Origin of the sequence: Leclercia pneumoniae, from assembly GCF_017348915.1 — a bacterium.
Classification (GTDB): domain Bacteria; phylum Pseudomonadota; class Gammaproteobacteria; order Enterobacterales; family Enterobacteriaceae; genus Enterobacter; species Enterobacter pneumoniae.
In genome coordinates, this window is record NZ_CP071383.1 from 1,055,430 (window position 1) to 1,069,820 (window position 14,391).

Sequence of the window (14,391 nt, forward strand, 5' to 3'; positions counted from 1 at the left end):
GCCGACAACTACGATCGCCGCTAAATCAAGCCGCCAGCCAGGCGGCCACGTCGTGCCAGGTGCCCCGAAAGACCACGTTGTCAGCCTTCTTTTCAAGCTGATAGCGGTACATAGGGTCGTAATAGTCATTGAGCAGCGGCGCAAGCCAGGCGTCGTGGGCCTCCGTGCCGCCGGTGCGCTGCTGCGCAATGAGCGCGCTTTCCAGTAGGGCCGTGAGTTCAGCAAAGCGCTGTAAACCCAGGCGACGGCGGATAGCGTACAGACCCTGGTGCAGATAGTCACTGTACTCCTGCCAGCCGCGCACTTCCCCGTATGCGCCGAGAAATGCCTGCCACATCTGGACAAAATACTCCTCGCGCAGGCGATCCAGACGAACATCAAAGGGATCTTCTACGATTGCAATGGGAGCGTTAGTCATGCGCTCACGCAGGCTTTCAGGCAGATGATTTGAACCAATCATCCGCCCCTCATCCTCCAGCACCCAGCGCGGTGCGGCCTTTTGCAGTAACGCAACGGCAAGAGCGTTTTCAAAGCTCGCCTGTGAAAGCTGCGGCCTGAGCGTACGGCCAAAAGAGGAGCCGCGGTGGCGCGCCAGCCCTTCCAGGTCGATCCCGTCAGGATGCTGTTTCACCAGTAGCGTTTTGCCGCTGCCCGTACAGCCGCCCACCAGCACCAGCGGTTTTTTAACCTGCTCGTCGGTAGCCTGTATCGCGGCCTGACGCAGCGCTTTGTAGCCCCCGGTAATCAGCGGATACTCCACGCCCGTCTCTTTTAGCCATGCCTGCGCAATGTGTGAACGCTGCCCACCACGAGCGCAGCAGAGGTAGCCCTCAGAATGGGCCAGACAGGCGTCGCGCCAGGCGTGAATACGCGCTTCACGGGTTACGCCACTGACCAGCCGATGGCCCAGCGCCAGTGCGGCGTCGGCGCCCTGACGTTTATAGCAGGTGCCCACCGCGGCGCGCTCATCATCATTCATCAAGGGCAGATTCAGGGCAGTAGGCATACTGCCCTGGGCAAATTCGACAGGGGCGCGTACGTCAAGCAGGGGCGTTCCGGCAGCCAGAATGGCGCGGTAATCCGTTCCATTGTTCATGATCATTCCAGGAGAAGCGAAAGCAATGGGCGGGATTGTACGCCGGGGAGGGGGAAGGTCAACTCCCCGGCGGAAGGGATTACTGCAGCTTTGCCTGCGCCCAGGCGATACCGCTGGCGTACTCTGCCGGCAGCAGCGGAACCAGGGCTTCAAGCGTGGCGCTCAGGCGGCCCGTATCGGTATCGTTCAGGTTGAGGTGACCCACCTTACGACCCGGACGCACCTCTTTGTCGTACCAGTGCAGATGCACCAGCGGCAGTTTCAGCCAGTCATCGTTGAGATCGGTGCCGATCAGGTTGATCATCACCGACGGGCTATTGACCACCGGCTGCGGCAACGGCAGGCCGGTAATGGCGCGCAGGTGCAACTCAAACTGGCTGATGGAGGCGCCGTTTTGCGTCCAGTGGCCGCTGTTGTGGACGCGGGGCGCCAGCTCGTTGATCAGCAGGCCGCCAGGGGTGACAAAACACTCCATCGCCATCACACCCACGTAGCCCAGCTCCTGCATAATGGCGCTGAGCATGCTCTCTGCCTGCGTTTGCTGTTCGGCATTGGCCAGCGGGAAAGCGACGCTGGTACGCAGGATGCCGTCCTGATGCAGGTTGTGGGTCAGCGGATAAAAGACGGTGCTGCCATCATGAGCCCGGGCGCCCACCAGCGAGACTTCGCCGCTGAAGTTGATACCCTGTTCAACGATGCACTCACCGTAGCAGTCGTCCGGAAGTTCGGCGGTTTCGTGTGCGCGTAAACGCCACTGGCCGCGTCCGTCGTAACCACCGACGCGGCGCTTAACAATCGCCAGTTCGCCAAGGGTCGCAAAGATGGCGGGCCATTCGCCTTTATCGGCCAGCAACTGCCACGGCGCGGTGGCGAGGTGCAGCTTGTCGAACAGCTGTTTCTGGGTAAAACGATCGGCAATGATGGGGAAGACATCACGGTTTACAAAGGCGTTATGGCGCGCCAGTTCGCGAGTCAACGCGGTCTCTGGCCAGCGTTCGATTTCGGCAGTAATTACGCTCTGCTGAAAGGGAACCGCTTCGGGTTCCGCATCCAGACCAACCGGCCAGACGGCAATCCCCAGCGGTTCACCGGCCTGGCGCAGCATGCGGCCTAGCTGACCGTTACCCAGGACGCAAACCTGCTTCATGCCGCACCCCGCGGATCCGGGTTTTCCAGCACCTCGTCTGTCTGGGCTTTACGCCAGGCATCCAGACGCTGGTGAAGGTCTTTATCATGGGTCGCCAGGATTTGCGCCGCCAGTAGCGCAGCGTTAGCCGCGCCAGCTTTACCAATCGCCAGGGTGCCGACAGGAATACCGCGCGGCATTTGCACAATAGAGTAGAGGCTATCGACGCCGCTCAGCGCCGCGCTCTGTACCGGTACGCCAAGCACCGGCACCAGCGTTTTGGCGGCAATCATACCCGGCAGGTGTGCTGCACCGCCCGCACCGGCAATAATCACCTGATAGCCGTTCTCTTCTGCACTTTCGGCGAAGCTAAACAGTTTATCGGGGGTGCGGTGTGCGGAGACCACTTCTACGTGGTGAGGAACATTCAGGATGTCAAAGATGTCGGCGGCGAACTGCATGGTAGCCCAGTCGCTTTTGGACCCCATCACGATGGCGACACGCGCCGGATTATTGCGGGAAGACATGCGTCTTAAAACTCCTGTGGTGCGGAACACTCTGCTTTCGAGGGCATAGAGAATAGCACGGAATACAGGCAAGGAAAACGGTTGCGCGGCTAAAACTTCCCCGTTTATTGCGGGGAAGCAGCAACAAAAAGACCGCCTTTTGGCGGTCTTTTTAGTCATAAATTCAGGCTCATTTACAGCAGAGTACCTGCGGTCAGGCTCTCTTCATCGAAGGCGTGGCTGACATTGATATGATTCTCATGAATCACCGTGTCCATATTGGAACCCGCCTCCGGCATGGAGAAGTGGTTTTCTGCAGCCATAGCGCCAGATGACAGTGAAGCAGCCAGCAGCAGGGCGCTGACGAGGGTCATTTTTTTCATGTTCTGTTCCTTGCTCATCATATTGTCGCTGTCGCTGGGCATCTCTCTGGCGGCACGGCAATCAGGTTAATTATTTGGTCAGTTCTGCGGTCATGTGCACGCGGTTGTCGAACTGAGCGCTGGTGATTTTATAAGAGGCACCTTCGCGGGCGGCCTGAGCGGCGATTTTGGCTTCTGCACGGTCAATCGTGGAGGCGGTAGTGCTCACGCTCTGCGCAAAAGAACCGAAAGAGAACAGTGAAAGAGCGGCAACTGCAACGAAAGTTTTGATGGATTTCATGGTCGTGATCCTTAAGCTGTTTTGTTTGGGATAGGGCGTTGTTGCCCTGATGTGAATAATGATAGGCCGACCAGAGTGTGATTAACATCAAAACAATTTGCGCGTGCAATTCAAAATATTTGAATGATTTTTAGGCGGGGATTTTAGAACGGAAACGCGATGAGTTCGACGCCGTCCGGGGTTACTTTGACCATCGAGCCTTCCGTATGCCAGGCACCTAATACTACACGGTGGGCTGGCTCGCCGTGGACCATAAGGTTATGCACGTCAGGACGATGGGTATGGCCGTGAATCAGCCAGTGAACCTGGTGCTTTTCCATCACGCGGACAACTGCCTGGGGGTTCACATCCATGATGGTCATGGATTTGCTGCTGTTAGCGGCTTTACTGCCCGCACGCATTTTGGCGGCGATGCGATTGCGGATAAACAGCGGCAGGGCGAGGAAGAGGGTCTGGATCCAGGGGGTATGAACTTTAGCGCGGAACGCCAGGTACCCGGTATCGTCGGTGCACAGCGTATCACCGTGCATGATCAGCACCTTGCGGCCATAGAGGTCCAGCACTTGCTCTTCGGGCAGCAGGGTCATACCGCTTTCGCGGGCAAAGCGTTGACCAATCAGGAAATCACGATTGCCGTGGATAAAGAAGCAGGGCGTACCGGCATCGACCAGCGCTCTGATGGCGGCAGCGATTTCGCGGTGCAGCGGGTTAGGATCGTCGTCGCCAATCCAGGCTTCGAACAGGTCACCCAGAATATAAAGCGCATCGGCGCTTTTCGCTTCACCGCGTAAAAAACGCAGAAAACCGGCGGTGATCGCCGGTTCTTCTGTTTGCAGATGGAGATCTGCAATAAAGAGTGTCGCCACGAATTATTCGCTGACGGTCACGCTTGTAATCACAACGTCTTCTTTTGGAACGTCCTGATGCATACCGCTGCGGCCAGTAGAGACAGCTTTGATTTTATCAACCACGTCCATCCCTTCTACCACTTCAGCGAACACGCAGTAACCCCAACCTTGCAGGCTCTCACCGGAGAAGTTCAGGAAGTCATTGTCTGCTACGTTGATGAAGAACTGAGCAGTGGCAGAGTGAGGAGCCTGAGTACGCGCCATCGCCAGCGTACCACGGGTGTTTTTCAGACCGTTGTTCGCTTCGTTTTTGATCGCTTCTTTGGTCTCTTTCTGCTGCATGCCAGGTTCAAAACCGCCGCCCTGGATCATAAAGCCGTTGATCACACGGTGGAAAATGGTGTTGTTGTAGAAACCTTCGCGGCAGTAGTCCAGGAAGTTTTTAACTGTTTCAGGCGCTTTGTCATCAAAGGTTTTGATTACGATATCGCCATGATTAGTGTGGAAAGTAACCATTTTTGCATCCTGTTCTGTTATTGCAGTGCTTCGACCCCGGTTCGGGCCACATATAGGGGCTTGTTATAGCATAACCACTGGACGCGATCACCTTGCATTGTGTGCTGCTTCGATGATGAATAATAGGTATGATAAGAAAGTTTCTATCCACACACGTCTCATATGGAACCTTCGATGTTAAAAATTTTTAATACAATGACGCGCCAAAAAGAGGAATTTAAGCCTATCCATGCCGGGGAAGTCGGCATGTACGTGTGTGGTATTACGGTTTACGATCTCTGTCATATTGGACATGGCCGTACCTTTGTTGCGTTTGACGTGGTTTCGCGTTACCTGCGTTTTTTGGGCTACAACCTGAAGTACGTGCGTAACATCACCGACATTGACGATAAAATCATTAAGCGTGCTAATGAAAACGGCGAGAACTTTGTCGCGCTGGTCGATCGGATGATCGCCGAAATGCACAAAGATTTTGATGCGCTGAATATCCTGCGCCCGGACAACGAGCCGCGCGCCACCCACCATATCCACGAGATCATCGAGATCACCGAGAAACTGATCGAGCGCGGTCATGCCTATGTGGCTGACAACGGCGACGTGATGTTCTCTGTGCCGACTGACCCGGCATATGGTCAGCTCTCTCGCCAGGATCTGGAGCAACTGCAGGCCGGTGCGCGCGTGGACGTGGTGGATGTGAAGCGTAATCCGATGGACTTCGTCCTGTGGAAGATGTCCAAAGCGGGTGAACCAAGCTGGCCGTCGCCATGGGGCGAAGGCCGTCCGGGATGGCACATCGAGTGTTCCGCCATGAACTGCAAACAGCTGGGTAACCATTTTGATATCCACGGCGGCGGATCGGATCTGATGTTCCCGCACCATGAGAACGAAATTGCCCAGTCCACCTGCGCCCACGGCGGCGACTACGTGAACTACTGGATGCACTCCGGGATGGTGATGGTCGATCGTGAAAAGATGTCCAAATCACTGGGCAACTTCTTCACCGTGCGCGACGTACTGAAGTATTACGACGCGGAGACCGTGCGCTACTTCCTGATGTCTGGCCACTACCGCAGCCAGCTGAACTACAGCGAAGAGAACCTGAAGCAGGCTCGTTCGGCGCTGGAGCGTCTGTATACTGCGCTGCGCGGTACCGATAAATCTGTCGCACCGGCCGGCGGCGAGGCGTTTGAAGCCCGCTTTGTTGAGGTGATGAACGACGACTTCAACACCCCGGAAGCCTACTCCGTGCTGTTCGATATGGCGCGTGAAGTAAACCGCCTGAAAACGGAAGATGCCGCGGCCGCGAATGCGCTGGCTGCCCATCTGCGTAAGCTCTCCGCGGTGCTTGGCCTGCTGGAGCAAGAGCCGGAAACCTTCCTGCAGAGTAGCGCGCAGGCGGACGACGGCGAAGTGGCGGAGATCGAGGCGTTGATTACGGCTCGTCTGGAAGCGCGTCAGGCGAAAGACTGGGCGGCAGCAGATGCAGCGCGTAATCGTCTGACCGAGATGGGTATCATTCTGGAAGATGGTCCTCAGGGGACGACCTGGCGTCGTAAGTAAGTTCTCCCCCTCACCCTAACCCTCTCCCTCAGGGAGAGGGGATTGACCGGTTTTCTCCCTCTCCCTGGGGGAGAGGGCGGGGTGAGGGCCTCAGCGCGCACGCTTCCACCACAATACCCCCATTAACACCACCCCAGGCAGCCACACCCACAGCAGTTCCGAAATGATCACCTGATGCCCGTACGGGGTGGTATAGCGCGACAGCGCAAACGGCGCGACCTTAATCACCTGCCAGGGGGCGAAAAAGCGTTCATCCGACCAGGGCCACAGCCAGCCAACCCCTTTGCCTCCGGTCGTGATCGAATCCAGCAGACTGTGCGATAGCAGCGATACGGTTAAAAACAGCCAGCAGCGAATCAGCCCGGCCCTGAACCATCGTCGACCCGCCCAGACGCAGAGTAGCGGAACCACAAATGCAAACAGCAGGGAGTGCGTAAAGCCGCGATGACCAAAAATATTGCCGTAGGCCACGCCGAACTTAAAAGAGAGCACGTCGGCGTCTGGCAGCGTGGCCAGCACCACACCGGCAAACAGGAGACGAGGAGGAATAACGCGGGTGCCGAGCCCTAAGCCCAGGCAGAGAGGTACAGCAGCATGAGTGATAATCGTTGGCATGGTCATTTCCCACGGTAAATCATGGAAATATAGCAGGCTTTACCCGCCGCCAACCGAAACGAATTCTGAATTCAGGCCGATTCCCGGGCAATGAGCTGGCCCGAGAGCGTAATACGCTGAGTTTGCAGATCGGGCTCCTTCAGCTTGCGCATCATTAAGCCCGCGGCCTGACGTCCGGTCTCTTCACTGGCGGAGGAGACATAGGTAAACGACGGCGAGGTGAGATTAACGTGCAGCATATCTTCAAAGCCGACAAGGGCGACCTGCTGAGTCAGAAAGACATCTTTGCCCACCGTGCGCCCCACCTGATGAATGCCGGAGATCGAGCCAATCATCGCATCGGGCGAATGGCAGAGCAGGGCGGTGATGGTATTGTTTTTTTCCAGCAAATGGCGGGTGGCGAGCCCGGCGGCGCGGGTGTCGTCGCTACAGGCCGGGGCAAACTCGTCACGATTAATTAGCCCATACTGGCTCATGGCGCTGCGAAAACCGAGCAGGCGCTGCTCGCGAATCAGGCAGTTTTCCTGCCCGCCGATATAGGCAATATTACGGTGTCCCCGCTCAATCAGGTAACGCGTTGCAAGATTCGCCGCCTGGCGATTATCCCGCAGCACCAGATTACAGGGTTCATCCAGAAAAGATTGCGAGACGGCGACCAGCGGAAGGGGGCATTGACGAATCTGTTCGGGTAAACGGGCATGCTGCGTATCGGAAGATAAATAGATCACCCCCGCCACGCCCTGCTGTTTAAATGAAAGCAGGCAGCGCTCAAGATGTTCGCCATCGTTTTGCGGCTGCCCAAGAAAGACCATATAGCCCTGTTTTTCCAGCTCTTGCACGACGCTTGCCATCACTTTGATAGAAAAGCTGTCGCTAAAATCACGCAGAATCAGGCCGATCAGGTTGGATGTGTTGGCGCGAAGGTTAGCAGCGGCGACATTATGAACATAGCCGAGCGTATTGATGGCAGCATGGACTTTCTCAATCGTTGCCTCTGAGATTTTCCCTTTCTGGCGTAGCACCAGCGAGACGGTGGATACCGAAACGCCTGCCTCTCTGGCAACATCAATAATGCTGACTTTCTTCAAACTCGCTCCCTGAAATTTCCACATTATCAGCCTGTTCAGACAACGCCTCCCAGATTACAGGAGACGTGTCAGCCAGGCATCTTATTATTTTCCGATCAGCGTGCTCATAGTCTGGGCGATAAACTGTGCCCTGGCACCAAAGATCACCTGAATCCCCTTATCGCCAACGAAGACCACACCGCGTGCCCCCAGGCCGTTAAGCCCGTCTTTATCTACCTCATCGCCTTTGGCCACTTCCAGACGCAGACGGGTGATACAGGAGCCGACGGAGTCAATGTTGTTCGCCCCGCCCAGCAGCGCAATGATTTCGGTGGCAAGCTCAGTATCGGTCTTGTCATCGGTTGTCGCGCTCACGTCAGTACGACCCGGTGTTTTCACGTCGAAACGACGGATCACAAAGCGGAAGGTGAAGTAGTAAATCAGCGCCATCGGAATACCGATAATCACCGCGTTCAGGAAGTTGGTCTGGTAGCCGTTAAACGACGGCAGGATCCCGAACGACAGATAATCGATAAAGCCCGCAGAGAACGACTTGGCGATATGTGCATGCATCAGGTACATGGTCATATAGGCCAGACCCGCCATGATAGCGTTGAAGACGTACAGAATCGGTGCCACGAAGATAAAGGTAAACTCAACCGGCTCCGTAATCCCCGTCAGGAAGCAGGTCAGTGCGGCAGAGAAGAGAATACCGGCCGCGATTTTCTTATTCTTGGTGTGCGCTTCGTGATACATCGCCAGACACGCCGCAGGCAGCGCGAACAGCATCAGCGGGAACTCGCCCTGCATGAACTTACCGGCATTTTGGTAAGTGTCGCTGCTGAAGGATTTAGTCCCTTCTTCCAGCATCTTGAACCAGATGGTCTGGTCGCCGTGGATCACCTGGCCCGCCTGGGTGGTGTAATCCCCGAACGAGTACCAGAACGACGGGTACCAGATGTGGTGCAGGCCGAGCGGGATCAGCGCGCGCTCCACCAGACCGAAGATAAAGGTCGAGGCCGCCTGGTTATCGCCGTTTACCACCACCGAAAGCGCGTCGATGCCGGACTGGATATGCTGCCAGATGTACGGCAGTAGCAGGCCGAGCAGGAACGACAGAAATGCCGTCGCAATCGCCACAAATCGCTTACCGGAGAAGAAGCCGAGGAACTCCGGCAACTGCATGGTATGGAAGCGGTTATAGCACCAGGCGGCGAGAATACCGCAGATCAGGCCGCCAAAGACGCCCATCTGCAGAGTAGGAATGCCGACCACCATGGCGTATTTACCGCCCTGAGAGGCCATCTCCGGCGTGATGCTCAGTAGCGTGCCGATGGTAATGTTAGTAACAAATACCGACACTGCCGCAGAGAGCGCAGCGATGCCCGATTCTGACGCCAGACCCACCGCGGAACCGATAGCGAAGAGCATGGGCAGGTTATCGAAAATAACCCCGCCCGCATTCATCATCAGCGGCAGATGGAATTTATCCCCGAACGCCAGCAGCAGGCCGGCAGCGGGAAGCAGTGAAATTGGCAGCATTAAGGCGCGGCCAATCATCGATAACTTAGACAACGATTTAACAAACCCTGATATCAGACTCATGCTGAAATCTCCCCCGAGAAGCGCTTTTTTCGCGCTGTTATAGTAAGTATAACGTTTTAGTAGAACGTTATACTTATCGTGAGGAAAGGTGGAATTACGCGCAACTAAATTTTCACATTTCAACAAACGAAATAGTGATTCTTTGAAGTCGATCGATAATTAACCGTGATGGGGATGGGGGATAAAGTGAGAGGAGAGCGGTTTGTTCCCCTCACCCTAACCCTCTCCCCATAGGGGAGAGGGGACTGCCCGGTGCGGTTTTCTCCCACGCCCCTGATGGGAGAGGGGGCTGCCCGGTGCGGTTTTCTCCCTCGCCCCTTTGGGGAGAGGGCCGGGGTGAGGGGAAATATACACTCAGTATTTAGGCCCGGTAAGCGTCGCGCCACCGGGCATCACACGCCTCAGGCGGTAACAGTCACGCTCTGGCCTGCAAAACTCACGGTCTGTCCCGCAACAATCTTGCAGCGTTTGCGGGTTTCCACCGCACCATCAACCGTAACCAGACCTTCAGCAATGACGATCTTGGCCTGCGCGCCGCTCTCGCTCCAGCCTTCCAGCTTCAGGAGATCGCACAGCTCTACGTGTGGGTGTTTACCTAATGAAAAAGTGGCCATCTTACGCTTCCTCTACGTCGTGATACTCTTCGCATGCTTGCAAAGTATTTTGAATCAGTGTTGCTACCGTCATCGGGCCTACGCCGCCCGGCACCGGGGTGATGTAAGAGGCGCGCGCGGCGGCATCCTCATAAACCACATCGCCCACGACTTTGCCGCTCTCGAGACGGTTAATGCCTACGTCCACCACAATCGCACCTTCTTTAATCCACTCACCGGGAATGAAGCCAGGCTTGCCGACGGCGACGATCAGCAGATCCGCGTTTTCAACGTGTTGACGCAGATTTTTGGTAAAGCGGTGGGTAACGGTCGTGGTACAGCCAGCCAGCAGCAGCTCCATGCTCATCGGGCGGCCAACGATATTCGAGGCGCCAATCACCACGGCGTTCAGACCGTAGGTATCAATGTTATAGCGCTCAAGCAGGGTAACGATACCGCGTGGCGTGCAAGGACGCAGACGCGGCGCGCGCTGGCACAGGCGACCAACGTTATACGGATGGAAACCGTCCACGTCTTTATCGGGTGCGATACGCTCCAGAACCTTCACGTTGTCGATGCCTGCAGGCAGCGGCAGCTGAACCAGAATGCCGTCGATCTCTTTATCAGCGTTCAGGGTGTCGATCAGCTCCAGCAGCTCTGCTTCGCTGGTGGTTTCCGGCAGGTCATAAGAGCGGGAGACAAAGCCCACCTCTTCGCACGCCTTGCGTTTGCTGCCGACATAAATCTGGGATGCCGGGTTACTGCCGACCAGCACAACAGCCAGTCCGGGGGCGCGTTTTCCGGCCGCTGTACGCGCCTTCACTTTTTCCGCGACCTCAGAGCGCACCTGCTGCGCAATCGTTTTACCGTCAATAATCTGTGCTGCCATCAGAGAGAGGATTCCATCTGTAAGGTTTAAAGGGGGGATTGCCTATATTTTGTCAGAAGCGAGCGCTGCTGTCAGTCACCCATTGCGAGATTTCCTGATCGCCCTCCGGCTGAACCATCCAGTCCCTGCGTTTTGTACGGTTTTTTTCTTAGGGATGATTAAGACCAGACCTGGGTGATGCTGCCAACTTACTGATTTAGTGTATGATGGTGTTTTTGAGGTGCTCCAGTGGCTTCTGTTTCTATCAGCTGTCCCTCCTGTTCAGCTACTGACGGGGTGGTGCGTAACGGCAAAAGCACCGCCGGACATCAGCGCTATCTCTGCTCTCACTGCCGTAAAACATGGCAACTGCAGTTCACTTACACCGCTTCTCAACCCGGTACGCACCAGAAAATCATTGATATGGCCATGAATGGCGTTGGATGCCGGGCAACCGCCCGCATTATGGGCGTTGGCCTCAACACGATTTTACGTCACTTAAAAAACTCAGGCCGCAGTCGGTAACCTCGCGCATACAGCCGGGCAGTGACGTCATCGTCTGCGCGGAAATGGACGAACAGTGGGGCTATGTCGGGGCTAAATCGCTCCAGCGCTGGCTGTTTTACGCGTATGACAGGCTCCGGAAGACGGTTGTTGCGCACGTATTCGGTGAACGCACTATGGCGACGCTGGGGCGTCTTATGAGCCTGCTGTCACCCTTTGACGTGGTGATATGGATGACGGATGGCTGGCCGCTGTATGAATCCCGCCTGAAGGGAAAGCTGCACGTAATCAGCAAGCGATATACGCAGCGAATTGAGCGGCATAACCTGAATCTGAGGCAGCACCTGGCACGGCTGGGACGGAAGTCGCTGTCGTTCTCAAAATCGGTGGAGCTGCATGACAAAGTCATCGGGCATTATCTGAACATAAAACACTATCAATAAGTTGGAGTCATTACCGGGTCGTCCGTTAAAAAGTCATCACTGCCATACTGGCATAGTGATGTTCAGGGCACTCTTTATTATGAATAAAATACAAGCTCACCACAGCGTGAGATATTATTCAGGAAATTGATCTTATAGATCTTATTATACCCGCTACGTTTTATCCGAAAAGCAGGTAAATGATTGTTAATGGCTTGCCTAATATGATGTTCTGGAGAGGAAAAACTATTATTTTAAAATTGGGTTAATAACCTGCCTGGATGAAGAATGGCAGCGAAACATCTGAATGTATCAGGAAAAAATAATACATCTCGCCAATTGTTGACAAAATGTTAATAATCGAGCGACGGCTTCTATAGTAAAAATTCCCAGCATCGTCAGCGAAGAGGGTGCGCAGCCCGCGCTGTACCTTCATGTGAAACATTCAGAGAAATTTTTTCTACCAAAAGCCATATCTGCTGCGCGCCTGCCCGGCAGCCAGCGTCCCGTCTACAACCAATCCTTGTTTACATTGCTATTACATTAATTACGCAAAACAGTCCGTAATCCTAACCAGAAGAATATTCTTTTTTGACCGTGTTTCTGGTGTTTAGCATCGTCAGAGCGGTGCCGTTAGGAATAGTTATATTTGTTGTTGTTTTGTTTTTATTTAACAAAAATTTAACCAAGTAAACTACGTCATTTCTTAACATTCTCCAGGAAGAGAGGGGCGGTCGAACGTACTGGACGAGGCTGGAAGCTGGCTCAGTAGATGAAAGAGCTCCTGACGATGACTCAGCCCCAGCTTATTCAGGATGCGGCTAAGCCGGTAAACGACGCGGCTATAGGGCTGGCTATTCTCCTGTGCTATCTCCTTCAGGGATTGTCCACACGACAACGGGAACAGCAGTTTCCACTCGTTGGCTGAAAACCACCCCTCTTTCGGTATATCGTGCGGATTCAACGCCGCTGGCAAGGCGGTAGCGCAAAGCTGGCGTTCGACGACGTGAAACGGTCCCGCCGTTTTGCAAAACAGGCGGCCCGGGTAGTTATCAGCGCGTACCAGCAAAGTGACCGGGGTATAGGGAGGATAGAGCGTTAACCTGCGTAGGGCGTCGAGGAGTTCAAGCCACGGCGCGATGTCGCTTTCAATATCGATCACCAGCCGGGCGGAGGGCCAGAGCTGACTGGCGCCCAGGGCCTCGTCCAGAGAGTCATAACTGCGGCAATGCTTCACCGGTGAGGGGCTGCGTTGTAGCCCCGCGCAGAGATAGTTATCGCGGGAGACCAGGATCATCCAGGGAACTTCAGGTTTGCGCGTTTGATTTATAGCCTGGCTGAGATAGACCAGCCGATCAAAGAAAGGCGCGCTAAAACGGGACTGTGCGAAGCCTAACGAATCACTTCCCGTGCGACGTCGCCGGTAACGGCGTACGGTCATGCGCATAGTTGTTCCCTCAGGCAAGCCTCCTTTTAGCCATGCCGTCTGCCGACGGAGGGCCATAAATATCCCTGGCCGAATCCGGCCCCCGCCTGACGCGCAAGCGCTAAATCCTCTTGTGATTCGATCCCTTCAACAAGGACGTTTCGCGCAAGCGTTGCGCAGAGGTTTACCAGGGATGAAAATGCGGGAGTCGTCTTCAGACGCCAGAACGCCATCTTATCGATCTTGATCCCGCTCAAAGGTAAATGCGCGTCGATGAAACCGTGGATTTGCGCTTCATCAACGTCATCGAGCCATATACGGCAGCCACGCCCGGACAAAAGATGCAGATGTTCTATCGCCCGGATGCGTGAGGTGCAGGGCAGGGAGAGAAGCTGAGCGGGTTCAACGATCTCAATATTCGCACCCGGACCGGGTAGCGGCAGCAACTGGTGAAATAAATCCACCTCTGTCAGCAGGGTTATCGGCAAGTTGATGAAAAGGTTGTGCCAGGGAAAGTGATTTTTGAGCGTCTCGCACTGTACTTGTAGCAAGGCGAGTGCGTGTTCCGCAGAGAGTTGTTGAAACCACGGCTCGCTTTGCAGGGTCGGCGACAAAAGGCTCAGCACTTCCACGCCGACAGTATGAAATGTGGCGAGGTTGACGATGGGTTCCAGCTTCATGCCGACGATGCCGCAGGGGAGAGACTGCAACGGACTCTTTAGCGGAGGGGAGGCCAAAAACGAGGTTAAGCTCACTTCACTGTCCTTTATACCGGCTTCCAGGGCGCCGGGTTACCGCAGAACAGTGTGTCGGGTGGCGGAGGGGGATAAAACTGGGCGTTACTTAATGTCGACTAAGCTATTTCGTAGTTGGCTGATCCGCCAGTAAATGTTGAAATTTTAAACGTATTGTTAAGGGGGAAAGAGACATCTGCTGAGATGCGCGGCAAACGCGCCGAAAGGCATTGACTCACCTG

At 55.2% G+C, this 14,391-nt stretch carries 16 protein-coding genes; 2 read left to right on the forward strand and 14 right to left on the reverse strand.

The genetic code is table 11. The features are described 5' to 3' along the window. Positions 1 to 25: 25 nt before the first annotated feature. The 7 genes from mnmH to ppiB form a co-directional block, all read right to left on the reverse strand. Positions 26 to 1,096 carry a tRNA 2-selenouridine(34) synthase MnmH gene (gene mnmH / locus JZ655_RS04900; protein WP_207293136.1) on the reverse strand — a complete coding sequence of 357 codons (1,071 nt, stop codon included), beginning with the start codon at positions 1,094 to 1,096 and terminating at the stop codon, positions 26 to 28. Positions 1,097 to 1,175: 79 nt separating this feature from the next. Beyond that, complete coding sequence (purK, locus tag JZ655_RS04905; protein WP_207293137.1) at positions 1,176 to 2,243, reverse strand: 5-(carboxyamino)imidazole ribonucleotide synthase; 1,068 nt, start codon at positions 2,241 to 2,243, stop codon at positions 1,176 to 1,178. Then, positions 2,240 to 2,749, reverse strand: coding sequence for a 5-(carboxyamino)imidazole ribonucleotide mutase (gene purE / locus JZ655_RS04910; protein WP_046884412.1), 510 nt, complete (start codon positions 2,747 to 2,749; stop codon positions 2,240 to 2,242). Before purE ends, purK begins: the two co-directional genes overlap by 4 nt. Before the next feature lie 173 nt (positions 2,750 to 2,922). Continuing rightward, entirely contained in the window at positions 2,923 to 3,111 is a 189-nt protein-coding gene (locus JZ655_RS04915) for a hypothetical protein (RefSeq protein WP_040076838.1), read from the reverse strand. A gap of 70 nt (positions 3,112 to 3,181) precedes the next feature. Continuing rightward, complete coding sequence (locus JZ655_RS04920) at positions 3,182 to 3,391, reverse strand: YdgH/BhsA/McbA-like domain containing protein (protein WP_207293138.1); 210 nt, start codon at positions 3,389 to 3,391, stop codon at positions 3,182 to 3,184. 143 nt (positions 3,392 to 3,534) lie between these two features. Further along, complete coding sequence (gene lpxH, locus JZ655_RS04925) at positions 3,535 to 4,257, reverse strand: UDP-2,3-diacylglucosamine diphosphatase (RefSeq protein ID WP_046884409.1); 723 nt, start codon at positions 4,255 to 4,257, stop codon at positions 3,535 to 3,537. 3 nt (positions 4,258 to 4,260) lie between these two features. Continuing rightward, positions 4,261 to 4,755 carry a peptidylprolyl isomerase B gene (ppiB, locus tag JZ655_RS04930; RefSeq protein WP_040076834.1) on the reverse strand — a complete coding sequence of 165 codons (495 nt, stop codon included), beginning with the start codon at positions 4,753 to 4,755 and terminating at the stop codon, positions 4,261 to 4,263. Positions 4,756 to 4,929: 174 nt separating this feature from the next. Between ppiB and cysS the strand changes: the two genes are divergently transcribed. Further along, positions 4,930 to 6,315 carry a cysteine--tRNA ligase gene (cysS, locus tag JZ655_RS04935; protein WP_207293139.1) on the forward strand — a complete coding sequence of 462 codons (1,386 nt, stop codon included), beginning with the start codon at positions 4,930 to 4,932 and terminating at the stop codon, positions 6,313 to 6,315. 90 nt (positions 6,316 to 6,405) lie between these two features. On the opposite strand, the gene JZ655_RS04940 is transcribed toward cysS, so the two are convergent. The 5 genes from JZ655_RS04940 to folD form a co-directional block, all read right to left on the reverse strand. Beyond that, on the reverse strand, positions 6,406 to 6,930 hold the full coding sequence (locus tag JZ655_RS04940) for a metal-dependent hydrolase (RefSeq protein WP_207293140.1): 525 nt from the start codon (positions 6,928 to 6,930) through the stop codon (positions 6,406 to 6,408). Positions 6,931 to 7,001: 71 nt separating this feature from the next. Beyond that, on the reverse strand, positions 7,002 to 8,018 hold the full coding sequence (gene malI / locus JZ655_RS04945) for a Mal regulon transcriptional regulator MalI (protein ID WP_046884407.1): 1,017 nt from the start codon (positions 8,016 to 8,018) through the stop codon (positions 7,002 to 7,004). A gap of 84 nt (positions 8,019 to 8,102) precedes the next feature. Beyond that, the gene (locus JZ655_RS04950; protein ID WP_046884406.1) at positions 8,103 to 9,602 is read right to left on the reverse strand and encodes a PTS transporter subunit EIIC; all 1,500 of its coding nucleotides are present in this window, start codon (positions 9,600 to 9,602) and stop codon (positions 8,103 to 8,105) included. 401 nt (positions 9,603 to 10,003) lie between these two features. Beyond that, on the reverse strand, positions 10,004 to 10,216 hold the full coding sequence (gene ybcJ, locus JZ655_RS04955) for a ribosome-associated protein YbcJ (protein ID WP_040076829.1): 213 nt from the start codon (positions 10,214 to 10,216) through the stop codon (positions 10,004 to 10,006). Position 10,217: 1 nt separating this feature from the next. Continuing rightward, a complete protein-coding gene (folD, locus tag JZ655_RS04960; RefSeq protein ID WP_040076827.1) occupies positions 10,218 to 11,084 on the reverse strand; it encodes a bifunctional methylenetetrahydrofolate dehydrogenase/methenyltetrahydrofolate cyclohydrolase FolD in 867 nt (288 codons plus the stop codon). Between the two features lie 228 nt (positions 11,085 to 11,312). Here folD and JZ655_RS04965 point away from each other — a divergent pair. Then, positions 11,313 to 12,010 (forward strand): IS1-like element IS1A family transposase gene (locus tag JZ655_RS04965; RefSeq protein WP_242637262.1). Its coding sequence is split into 2 segments (ribosomal slippage): positions 11,313 to 11,562 and positions 11,562 to 12,010, totalling 699 coding nucleotides; the frame shifts between segments, so codons are not numbered across the junction. Between the two features lie 685 nt (positions 12,011 to 12,695). Here JZ655_RS04965 and JZ655_RS04970 read toward each other — a convergent pair. Next, positions 12,696 to 13,436 carry a helix-turn-helix domain-containing protein gene (locus JZ655_RS04970; RefSeq protein WP_207293141.1) on the reverse strand — a complete coding sequence of 247 codons (741 nt, stop codon included), beginning with the start codon at positions 13,434 to 13,436 and terminating at the stop codon, positions 12,696 to 12,698. Between the two features lie 26 nt (positions 13,437 to 13,462). After that, positions 13,463 to 14,170, reverse strand: coding sequence for an EAL domain-containing protein (locus JZ655_RS04975; RefSeq protein WP_342592064.1), 708 nt, complete (start codon positions 14,168 to 14,170; stop codon positions 13,463 to 13,465). Between the last annotated feature and the right edge of the window lie 221 nt (positions 14,171 to 14,391).